Source organism: Sphingobium sp. TKS (assembly GCF_001563265.1).
Classification (GTDB): domain Bacteria; phylum Pseudomonadota; class Alphaproteobacteria; order Sphingomonadales; family Sphingomonadaceae; genus Sphingobium.
Genome location: NZ_CP005091.1, coordinates 1 through 9,585, shown reverse-complemented (window position 1 = coordinate 9,585; position 9,585 = coordinate 1). Strand labels below are relative to the sequence as shown.

12 protein-coding genes are annotated in these 9,585 nt (G+C 60.3%); 7 read left to right on the top strand and 5 right to left on the bottom strand.

Going from position 1 to position 9,585, the window contains the following annotated elements; genetic code table 11:
* Positions 1-364 precede the first annotated feature (364 nt).
* Genes K426_RS29905 through K426_RS29895 form a run of 3 tightly spaced genes read right to left on the bottom strand, consistent with a single transcriptional unit; the run spans position 365 to position 1,820 of the window.
* On the bottom strand, positions 365-661 hold the full coding sequence (locus tag K426_RS29905) for an SPOR domain-containing protein (protein WP_082749271.1): 297 nt from the start codon (positions 659-661) through the stop codon (positions 365-367).
* Positions 658-1,578, bottom strand: coding sequence for a hypothetical protein (locus tag K426_RS29900; RefSeq protein WP_145907863.1), 921 nt, complete (start codon positions 1,576-1,578; stop codon positions 658-660). Before K426_RS29900 ends, K426_RS29905 begins: the two co-directional genes overlap by 4 nt.
* Positions 1,551-1,820: a hypothetical protein gene (locus K426_RS29895; protein WP_030092728.1), complete on the bottom strand. Its 270-nt coding sequence runs from the start codon at positions 1,818-1,820 to the stop codon at positions 1,551-1,553. Before K426_RS29895 ends, K426_RS29900 begins: the two co-directional genes overlap by 28 nt.
* A gap of 110 nt (positions 1,821-1,930) precedes the next feature.
* Here K426_RS29895 and mobQ point away from each other — a divergent pair, with 110 nt between their 5' ends.
* The 7 genes from mobQ to K426_RS29860 all read left to right on the top strand — a co-directional run bounded on the left by mobQ (position 1,931) and on the right by K426_RS29860 (position 7,933).
* On the top strand, positions 1,931-3,109 hold the full coding sequence (gene mobQ / locus K426_RS29890) for a MobQ family relaxase (RefSeq protein WP_237230255.1): 1,179 nt from the start codon (positions 1,931-1,933) through the stop codon (positions 3,107-3,109).
* Complete coding sequence (locus K426_RS29885; protein ID WP_335339819.1) at positions 3,072-3,464, top strand: type II toxin-antitoxin system RelE/ParE family toxin; 393 nt, start codon at positions 3,072-3,074, stop codon at positions 3,462-3,464. Before mobQ ends, K426_RS29885 begins: the two co-directional genes overlap by 38 nt.
* Before the next feature lie 121 nt (positions 3,465-3,585).
* Complete coding sequence (locus K426_RS29880) at positions 3,586-3,894, top strand: HigA family addiction module antitoxin (protein ID WP_030092725.1); 309 nt, start codon at positions 3,586-3,588, stop codon at positions 3,892-3,894.
* A gap of 32 nt (positions 3,895-3,926) precedes the next feature.
* Positions 3,927-5,027 (top strand): DNA-methyltransferase, encoded by a 1,101-nt coding sequence (locus tag K426_RS29875; RefSeq protein ID WP_081876349.1) that lies wholly within the window; start codon positions 3,927-3,929, stop codon positions 5,025-5,027.
* Positions 5,027-6,394 (top strand): endonuclease NucS domain-containing protein, encoded by a 1,368-nt coding sequence (locus tag K426_RS29870; RefSeq protein ID WP_081876348.1) that lies wholly within the window; start codon positions 5,027-5,029, stop codon positions 6,392-6,394. The genes K426_RS29875 and K426_RS29870 overlap by 1 nt, the downstream gene beginning before the upstream one ends.
* A gap of 119 nt (positions 6,395-6,513) precedes the next feature.
* The gene (locus tag K426_RS29865; protein WP_066564872.1) at positions 6,514-7,068 is read left to right on the top strand and encodes a recombinase family protein; all 555 of its coding nucleotides are present in this window, start codon (positions 6,514-6,516) and stop codon (positions 7,066-7,068) included.
* 172 nt (positions 7,069-7,240) lie between these two features.
* On the top strand, positions 7,241-7,933 hold the full coding sequence (locus tag K426_RS29860) for a hypothetical protein (protein ID WP_030092732.1): 693 nt from the start codon (positions 7,241-7,243) through the stop codon (positions 7,931-7,933).
* Between the two features lie 27 nt (positions 7,934-7,960).
* On the opposite strand, the gene K426_RS29855 is transcribed toward K426_RS29860, so the two are convergent.
* Both K426_RS29855 and K426_RS29850 read right to left on the bottom strand, forming a co-directional pair.
* Positions 7,961-8,401 (bottom strand): recombinase, encoded by a 441-nt coding sequence (locus K426_RS29855; protein WP_066564868.1) that lies wholly within the window; start codon positions 8,399-8,401, stop codon positions 7,961-7,963.
* A gap of 77 nt (positions 8,402-8,478) precedes the next feature.
* Positions 8,479-9,585, bottom strand: coding sequence for a replication initiation protein (locus K426_RS29850; protein WP_237230256.1), 1,107 nt, complete (start codon positions 9,583-9,585; stop codon positions 8,479-8,481).

The window sequence follows — 9,585 nt, the reverse complement described above, 5'->3', positions numbered from 1 at the left end:
GTCGGAACCTTAGCCAGATGCGACATAAGATCAATGATCTTGTCACAGATCGCATCACCACCCGATTTGTCGCAACTACCCACCCCATTCCTCGTAGGTGCCCACCCCATTTGTCGTAACTGAGCACCCCATTTGTCGTAGGTCGGGCCATTTAATCGTTTTAAATCAGCGACTAGGCGACCCCTGAATCATAGAATCAATAGAATCTGGAATCATCGCGCGCGCGAGGCTGGCGTTGCATGACGACAAGCGGAATCGGCCTCCGGCCGATGCGCCGATGATGCGTGCCGGCTACGCCGTCACAGGAGCGGCCTACCGGCCGCAGGCTTGGCGAAGGAGGACTCGGAGCGAGGCCGGCGTGCGATCATTCACCGATCGTCAGGCGGCGGGGTGGATGATCCTGTCGGGGATGGACGACGATCGCGGACACTCCCGAACTGGCGATGCGGTCGATCAGGCGATCGGCTTCCTCCATCCGGTCGCTGGGCCAGTCGCGGGCGACGTGGACGGACGTGTCACCGACCTCGACGGTCAGATGAGAGATGGCGGGATCGAGGTCGAGCAGCCGGGCCATGTCGGCTTGCGCGTCGGCCGTGATGCGGTGCAGGCCGTCCCCGACCATGACGAGCTGCCAGGTGCGGGCGGTGTCATCCCGGTTCATGGCAGCAGCCACCCGCTGTAGGTCTTGGCGTCGGGGTTCGCGCCGAAGCACCAGTAGGCCCCGTCGCGCTTCTGGCGTTTCCAGCCGTGATCCTTGGGGCAGGCGGCGATGGCGGGGATGGTCTGTTCGCTGGCCTGATCGATGCGGCGGGCGAGCTTGCCGTTGGTAGTGTTGGCCCAGCTCGCCGCAGCCGTTTCATCACGGGCGCGGGCATAGCCCGATGCCTCGCCGGCCCCGTTACCCAGGTAGTAGCCGTAACCCCCGGCGATCGGCACCAGCAGGGCGAAGGCGGCGAGCGCACCGTTCCACCACCTGTCCCACCGGCGCCGGCGCTGCTCATGGGCGCGGCGATCGGCGGCATCAGCGGCAAAACGATCCGCCAAGGCGGTATGCGCGGCCGTGTCAGCGTCGATCCGACGCCGCAGGGCCTCTCCCGCCCCGGCAAGGCCGTCTGTGGCCCCACGACGCGCTCCAGCCTCCGCACGGGCCTCCAGGGTGGCAGGATCGACCAGGCGGGCCGCTATGGCCTTGTCACGGGCTTCCTCGTCCTCGGCGCGCTGTGCGTCCCTGGCGGCGGCATCGGCAAGGCTGGCGCGCACGTCGGCCACTAGGTCGCGCAGGGTGCCAAAGCCGGCGAGGACGCGCTGGATGTTGGTGTCGAGGTGGGAGAAGAAGCTGTGCGCTTGGGCGGCGTCGGCGGCATCGCGCGCGCGCCCGGCGGCAGAGGGTGGCGGATCGGGGGGCGTGTCAAACTCGGCGGGATCGAACTTGCCGGCCGGGGGATCGGTCCGGCCACCACCACGCGCCATTCCCCTTCCGCGTCCGGACTCGTGGAGCTGGCGTGCCTGTTCGAGCAGGTGGCGGGGATCGTCCTCCCGGTCCCGGTCCATCAGCGATCCTCCCCGGGCAGTGTCCATCCCTCGAACGGTTTGCGATCCTGATCCCGGCTGATGCGGTGGGTCAGCTCGGAGACGATGCCGGCGAACCGCTTGTCCTTGGCGGCGGCGTCGATGAGCAGCCCGCCCAGGATGATCTTGCGGCGAGTGTCGAGGCGGCGACCTTCGGCAGCGACACGGGCGTTGAGCGCGGCGAGACGGGCCTTCGCCTGATCGACCCTTTTCTGTGCCTGCTCGATCGAATCGCGTGTGGGTGCCGCCATACCTTCCCCGCGTGAAAGCTCGATAACGAAGCGACTATAGCGCAATCCAGCAAACGAAGCCACCCGAGACGACAGTAGGAGACAAGGGCGCACTTTAGCATTACTGCGTAATGCGTGCGGCAGGGATACCCTGCACCCATGTCGCGATGCGACAGCGGGGCCTCCGCCCCACACCCCGACCAGCGCAACGCCGCTGGACCACGTTGGAGAAGGCAGGCGCGGCGATGGCGATCTACCATCTGGCGGTGAAATCGGTGTCGCGTTCGACCGGGCGCAGCGCGGTCGCGGCGGTCGCGTATCGTGCCGGCGTCTGTCTCGAAAACGAGCGCGACGGCCTGGTGCACGACTACACGCGACGGGGCGGCGTCGAGGATGCGTTCATCGTCGCGCCGGAGGGCGCGGAGTGGGCGCAGGATCGCTCCGCCCTGTGGAACGCGGCCGAGGCTGCGGAGAAGCGCAAGGACGCCAAGGTTGCGCGAGAGTACGAGCTGGGGCTGCCGGCCGAGCTGGACGCCGGCCAGCGCCGCGATCTGGTTCGTGCCTTCGCGGAGGATATCCGCGACCGCTATGGGGTGGCGGTCGATGCGGCGATCCACGCCCCGCATGATTACGGCGACGATCGTAACCACCACGCGCACGTCATGACGACGACGCGGGTGGCGGAGGCGGACGGGCTGGGGGCGAAGACGCGCCAGCTCGACGTGCGCACGACGGCCTCGGTCGAGGTAGAGGCGATCCGTGAGCGGTGGGCCGGCATGGTCAACGACGCGCTGGAACTCGCCCAGGTGCCGGAACGGGTCGATCATCGCAGCTACGAGCGTCAGGGGCTGGATATCGAGCCAACCGTAAAGATGGGCCATGCATCGGCCGCGATCGAGCGGCGCGCCGAACGGGAGCAGATCGCGGCCGGCGAGGAGCCGCACGCGGTCACCCCGCGCGGGCAGGTGAACGAAGCGATCATGGAGAAGCGAGGATTGGGCTTCTACATCGAGCGCGGTCAGGAGCGGATACGGGAATGGTCCCACCAGCTCCGCGAGCGGGCCGAGCTGACGATGCAGGGCATGTCGAGCCTGGTCCAGGGCGCAGCGCGGGCGATGCGATCGGGGTTGCAGACCAGCAGCGAGGGCGGGTTCGAGGCGGTGCCGGCGCTCGACCAGTCACCCCAGCGCGACCAGATGCCGGCGATCGAGCTGGACCAACCGGGGCAGCGTGGACGGGATCGGCAGCGAGAGCAGGAGCCAGACCGTCAGCGTGGACGTGACGGGCCGGATATCGGTTTCGGGCGGTAGGGTCGCCGCCGAAGAATCGTTTTCGGCAGAGTGTAAGGTAATGCTTGACAAATGTCAGGAAATGCCTTACAATGTGTCTATGATTAAAACATACACCAGCAAGGCGCTCGAAGCCTTCGCCACCAAGGGAGATGGCTCAAAACTTCCCGTCCAGAACCACAACCGCGTTCGCCGCATCCTGCTCACGCTGGATGCTGCGACGAAGCCCGAGGACATGAATGTTCCGGGCTTTCGCTTTCATGGGTTGAGCACCAAGCCCAAACGATACGCAGTCGATGCCAGCGGCAATTACCGGGTCACATGGGCTTGGGATGACGGCAATGCGATCGACGTGAACATCGAGGACTATCATTGAGGAGGGGCGTACCCCTCCCCAAAAATCTGTCAGCCAATGCTTGACATGTAAGGCTTTAGTTTACATATAGGTCTTACACAGAGACGCATGATGATCCGGGATCGGCCCGGACAGGAGACAGATGATGAACCAGCTCGTATCCGGCCTTGCCCCGATGCACCCCGGTGAGCTGCTGCGGGAGGACATTCTGCCCGCGCTCAACAAGCCCAAGGCGGAGATCGCCAGGCTGATCGAGGTGTCGCGGCAGACCCTCTACGATATCCTTGCCGAAAAGCAGGATGTCACCCCGACTATGGCGCTTCGGATCGGCAAGCTCACCGGCACTGCACCGGAGATGTGGGTGAACATGCAGCGTAACTTTGACTTGCGCGTGCAATCCGTGAGGGACGCCGACATCATCGCGCGCATTCCAACGCTCGAAGCTGCCTGACCTTATCTCGGGACTTGGCGACTGATCGCGTCATGTATGCGGCACAGACGGTGCTGGTGACGTTCGATCGCGCTGGTTCGACAGCGGACGTCGTTATACAAGCTGGAGCGATGGGCATGAATCAACCGACAAGTACGCTGCAAGGGGTGCCGCTCATCGACGAGATGGTTGGCAACCTGCATGCTGGAAACGCGGCAGACATCATGCGGCTGATGCCTGATGGCTGCATCGATCAAATTATCACCTCTCCCCCTTATTGGACCGCTGTCGAATATGATGGGGATAGTACGGGCTGGGTTAGCTACGAGGCATATCTTGATGACATGGAGCGTGTTTGGAAAGAATGCGCTCGTGTACTCCGACCTAACGGCAAACTATGTATAAATGCTCCGATTATGCCTATTCCAAAGGCGGTAATCGAGCAACATACCCGTCATATCAAGAATATAGCATTTGACCTAGAAGCGCGCATTTTAGGCAGTACTGACCTGGAAAGGTATAGCCTGTTCATATGGCAAAAGCAGACATCAAAGATGATGTTTGGAAGCTATCCACAACCAGGTAATATAATTGAGAATAATACTGTAGAATTTATAAATGTCTATGTGAAGCCGGGAAAACCTCCAAAGTTCTCCGACGATATTAAGCAAGGTAACAAGCTCAGCCGGACTGAGTGGCTTGATCTGGCTCAGCAGGTTTGGTTTATGTATCCTGAGGATGTGAAGCGCGAAGAGGGGCATCCGGCACCATTTCCGGAGAAATTGCCAGCTCGCCTTATGCGCCTCTATACGCAGGGTGCAGTCGGTGAATTTGCTGGAGAAATCGTGCTTGATCCATTCGTTGGAACAGGAACGACTTGTGTGGTGGCAGAGCGCATGGGACGCCGTTGGATTGGTATCGATATTAGCGAACGCTATCTCGATTATGCGCGCCGGCGCATTAGTCGCGCCGCACCGGGCAGCCCTGTAATTCTTGTCGGCAGGGCAAAGTATCCTGGCAAAGAGGAACTTGCAGCCCTTGCAGCGGAGGAAGCCGGTACGTCTGGTGCACAAGCTGCCGCTAAGCATCGCCGTAAAACCTACGGTCGCGGCGCACCTGAAATGAGCGATGATGGGCAAATGACGCTAGTCTGATGCCCAAAAAGCTGGCTCGTCCCGAACTCCCCTCAGGCTGGAAGCGCTTCGTCCGAAACTATGCGGACGATCATGCATACTGGTATCAACCCAAGGGTCTGGCAGTAACAGTTGAGGCGGTTCACGATCGGCTAGCACCATTAGTAGATTTTGAAGGCACCCGACCTTGGCGAGAATGCCAAGGGGATTATGTCAAGCGTCTGAACAAGCTTGGTATCTCACAAGCTGAAGGCCCCGCCTTGGCGAGAATGTTGAAGCAGGTAGTCGGTACACTTGGTTTAGCTTGGGTTGATCCAGGCGACCTCGTAGAGATCACGCCTGTAGGACGGCAATTTCTGGATGCAACTAACGGCTCTGCTATCCTTGCTCTACAGTCACGTCGTTACCAGTTTTGGAATCCGTCCATTGGTTCGGCTGCACATCGGGTCATCCAGCTTCATCCGGTGCCGTTTCTCGTCAGGTTGCTACAGTCGCTCGACGATGGGTTGTCTACTACAGAATATGCGCTGTTCGCCGCTAAAGCGAAACAGATCGGCGATCTCGACAAAGTAATAGAGCAGATTGAAGCATTCCGCGAGCTTGACGATTCCCAAAGGAAAGAGATCGTTCGGCTTCTTGACGCCTATCAAATTGGTGGGACGAAGCGGGGTTCGCTGTTAAACACCGTGCGACTAGGCCGGTCTTACGCCATGCGCATGTGGCAACTGTCAGAACTTTTTGATGTAAACGACGATCACAGTCTATTTCTTAAAAAGGGCGTTATTCGCGGCGAGGTCCGAAAGTGGATCGAAGACTATGCCTCTAATGGCACGTATATCGCCTTCGACAATGAAAAGGCATTTTTCGCTTGGATGGGAAACCCAGACGCTAAAGCAGATCGCCAGACAGCATTAGACGTATATACCGAACGAGGTGATGTGGAAGCTGCTGCCGCTGTCAAGAAGAGTATGGGTGCTAGCGCAACGGACCTGCGTAAATTCAGGCAGATGATGTTGAGCGAAAAGACGTTAGAAGACTCTATTGAGGCAAATTTTACAGGATTTGCCAATTTCGTTCAGAGGCCACTAGAGTTTGTTGGGCGTCAGTACGAAACCACTGTAGGACCTATTGATATTCTTGCGCGAGATAAGAAAAGCAAGGGATATGTTGTTATTGAGCTGAAGAAAGGACGCGCAGCGGATAAGGTATTTGGTCAGCTTTCCCGGTACATGGGATGGGTTAAGAAGAACCTTGCTGGCAATGCGCCAGTTGCAGGTATGATCGTCGGCACCACAATTGATGACAAGCTTCGAGCGGCCCGCGATGCACACGACACGAAAATCGATCTGGTCACGTATTCGAGCAGAATGTCTTTTAAGGTCGAATAAGGTCAGCCTGACGAACTTTCGCGCGATCACGATGCAAAACTCACAGGTTCTGCATCGTGTCGAAAACGGCGGAAATCCGGGCGCTTCCATGATGCATATATCCGATGCACAATGGTTGCATGATCTACGGCTACGCGCGCGTCTCTTCCAACGGGCAGGACCTGTCCCAGCAGGTCGCCCAGCTCCTCGCTGCCGGTTGCGTGAAAGTCTATCAGGAGAAGGCCAGCGCCGCGTCGGCCGAGCGGCCGAAGCTCAAGCGCGCGATCGGCGCGCTCGAGGCCGGCGACGTGCTGATGGTGACGGCCACCGATCGCCTGGCGCGCAACACCCGTGACCTGTTGAACATCCTCCATGCGGTGAAGGAGGCGGGGGCCGGCTTCCGCTCGATCGCGGAGCCGATGGTGGACACCACCTCGCAGTTCGCCGAGGTCGTCATCGCCGTGCTGGGGATCGCGGCGAGCTGGGAGCGCCAGCGGATCGTGGAGCGCACCGCAGCCGGCCGCGACCAGGCGAAGGCCCGTGGGGTGAAGTTCGGCCGGCGAGCAGCCCTCACCCCTCACCAGCAGGCCGAGGCGCTACAGCGGCTTGCCAAGGGCGACACGCAGCGCACCGTCGCGGCGCTGCTCGGGGTCAATCAGGCCACAATATCTCGGCTGTCGCGCCGACGGGGGTAACCGGGCTTTAGTCCTCATACCAATTCGCACTAATTCGCCTTCAGGCCAGTCCGGAGCCGGGATAATTCAGGACTAATACGATTGTGCTTGCACGAGTGCGGCAATAATTCCTAATAAGCCTTGTCACGCAGCGAATCAGTGCTCGGGACAATCGGCAACGAGGGGAATTGTTATGACGCGCTTGAAAGAAATGGGGGAAAGTGCCGCTTGGCACCTAATGGTTGGCGCCGCTCTCGAAGGCGCACGTCAGCAGGGATATGCTCTCAAGAAGCAGCCTGGCCGTGGTCTCTCCAACACCTATGAGCTGACCAAGGATGGCAAGACGCAGACTGCCAGCATCCGCACCACCCGCGACCGCTGGGTAGCTTTCCCGCCGCTTGATGATGGAAAGCGTTGGAAGACTCTTGATGACGTGGACCTCGTTCTGGTCGCTGCCGTTGATGATCGGCTGAACCCCCAGAACGTAGACGTGTATCTCTTTCCCGCCGACGAGGTGAAGAAGCGGTTCGATGCGTCCTATGCTGCGCGGATCGAGAACGGCCACACCGTCCGCAATAACTACGGCATGTGGGTGATGCTCGATAAGGGAGACGATGCGGTAATCAGCCAGGTCGGCCACGGGATCGCGGAAGAGTACCCGCGTATCGCGAATTTCAGTATCGATGAACTGGAAGGCACCGTGTCCAAGGATGTGCGGAAGATGGCCGATGAAGCCGCTCCGGAGCCCGAGGAGGCTATCCTGGCCGAGGCTGGCCCGTCGCTTAACACTGTTGCGGATGTGCTGGCTTTCGCCCGCGAGAAGATCGCCGTTTTGACCGGTATGCCCGGCGACACGATTAAGCTCGATCTCAAGATGGGAGTGTAAATCTCACTTGGCGGACGTGATCGCGGTTCACTCGTCAGGGCGGCCAAATAGGCGACCGAAAAACCCTCTTTTGGATTCCGTGAGGCCGGGTCCGGCCAGTAGTCCGATCACTCGGGCTTGAGCCTCACGCCTCTCTTCGTCCGATTGATCGAGGCGGCGGCGAAGATCGTCGATCGTGCCGTCCCGATCGCGTAACTGTTCCAAGGCAGCATCAAGACGTGCCTGCAACACATTGGAATCCGACCCGTTACGGGTGTCAGCATTGCCGTTCCGTTGCGTTTCAAAAGGCGTTTCGGTTACTGGTGCGGCTGACTTTGGGGGATACACCCGGTGCAGTTCGACCGGCTCGATTGAGAAAGAGCCGTCATCCTTTTTTGTTGCAGAAATCCGTCCGCTGTTAATGGCGCGCGATATGGAAGCCTTGCTGATACCCGTTGCCTTTGCGGCTTCTCCAAGGGTGTAAGCCATCTCATTCGTCCCTGTTGCGGATCGTTTCAAAACATGATCCGCTAACCGTTAGCAGAAACGGTCAGGTGGGGAAACGATCAGACTCGGCCCCACTTGGTGGCACACCCCGTAACCCATTTCGTCCAATCCGCCTTGAGAGCGTCCCCTACCAGTTTGCGGCGCTGTTCGGGGCGGACGCGAGCATACTGATCCGCTAGGCGCTGCACGGAGTGACCACCGCCTAGGGCCATTCCGATTGCATGAAGCTCCGGGGTCTTGAACTCGTCCACCTGATCGTCGGCCGGCCAGCGCAGGGTGTCCGAAACCGATAGCCGAGAAGCCGCCGAGGCGATGAGGCTGGCGGTGTCGACGATGGTTTCTGTCGTCCCTTCCCGGCGGGCCTTTCGACCGCTGCTATGGCGTCCTGCCTCATCGGCCGCGGCGTCAGTGGCATCGTCGTCTTTAGGGGTGAAGGTTAGGGTGACGTGGGTGATCTTGCCCCGCGCTCCGCGCTTTTCCGACCAGTCCATCGTAAAGGCGGCGAGCTGATCGATTTCGGCTTTGCCAGGTGTCAGCACCAGGCGCCGGAAGTCGGAGAAGTTGGGCATCGAATTAGAGGGCGCGCCAAGCCGCTCCCGCAGCTCATCGACCGTTCCGGACCATGTGGGGCTACGCCGTCCAGCCAGCAGGCAACCCATCTCATAGAGGGTGATCGCATACTTCGACCGGAAGGCGAGCAGAGCTGCCCGGTTGAGGCGAGCGTAGTAATCGCTCCCCTGCAGGATTGCCCTCGCCGGTGCCGTGAACTCCCACTCGACGGTGGCCCGGCCGTCTTCCGCATGTTCGTTGAGCGTCCAGGCGAGCAGGGCAGCGGTGAGCGTCGCCGCACGCCCTTGCGCCGAGGTCGAAGGCATTTGGAATTTCACATCCATCAGCTCATCGAGGGTGTCCTGGATCCGATCATTGGCGTTGTGGGTGCCTCGCAGATCGCGCTTGGCGATGACGTGCGATCCCGGTCGCCACGCTTCGCCGGCAGCTTTGGCGATCAGAAGAGCTAGGGTTTTGCGGGCTGCCAGGGAGGGCGACGTGCCTGCACCGAAACGGGCCTCGATAAACTCGCCAGCTTTGACGATCGCGTGTCCGTCACGGACAGAAGCGGTGGAAGCCGCTTTCATAGTGCGGCCGGTGGTTGGTTCCTCGGGCAC

Coding starts and splice junctions, on each gene's coding strand:
- K426_RS29905 (WP_082749271.1), bottom strand. CDS start 661: ATGAACCGGGATGACACCGCCCGCACCTGGCAGCTCGTCATGGTCGGG.
- K426_RS29900 (WP_145907863.1), bottom strand. CDS start 1,578: ATGGACACTGCCCGGGGAGGATCGCTGATGGACCGGGACCGGGAGGAC.
- K426_RS29895 (WP_030092728.1), bottom strand. CDS start 1,820: ATGGCGGCACCCACACGCGATTCGATCGAGCAGGCACAGAAAAGGGTC.
- mobQ (WP_237230255.1), top strand. CDS start 1,931: ATGCGTGCGGCAGGGATACCCTGCACCCATGTCGCGATGCGACAGCGG.
- K426_RS29880 (WP_030092725.1), top strand. CDS start 3,586: ATGATGAACCAGCTCGTATCCGGCCTTGCCCCGATGCACCCCGGTGAG.
- K426_RS29875 (WP_081876349.1), top strand. CDS start 3,927: ATGTATGCGGCACAGACGGTGCTGGTGACGTTCGATCGCGCTGGTTCG.
- K426_RS29870 (WP_081876348.1), top strand. CDS start 5,027: ATGCCCAAAAAGCTGGCTCGTCCCGAACTCCCCTCAGGCTGGAAGCGC.
- K426_RS29865 (WP_066564872.1), top strand. CDS start 6,514: ATGATCTACGGCTACGCGCGCGTCTCTTCCAACGGGCAGGACCTGTCC.
- K426_RS29860 (WP_030092732.1), top strand. CDS start 7,241: ATGACGCGCTTGAAAGAAATGGGGGAAAGTGCCGCTTGGCACCTAATG.
- K426_RS29855 (WP_066564868.1), bottom strand. CDS start 8,401: ATGGCTTACACCCTTGGAGAAGCCGCAAAGGCAACGGGTATCAGCAAG.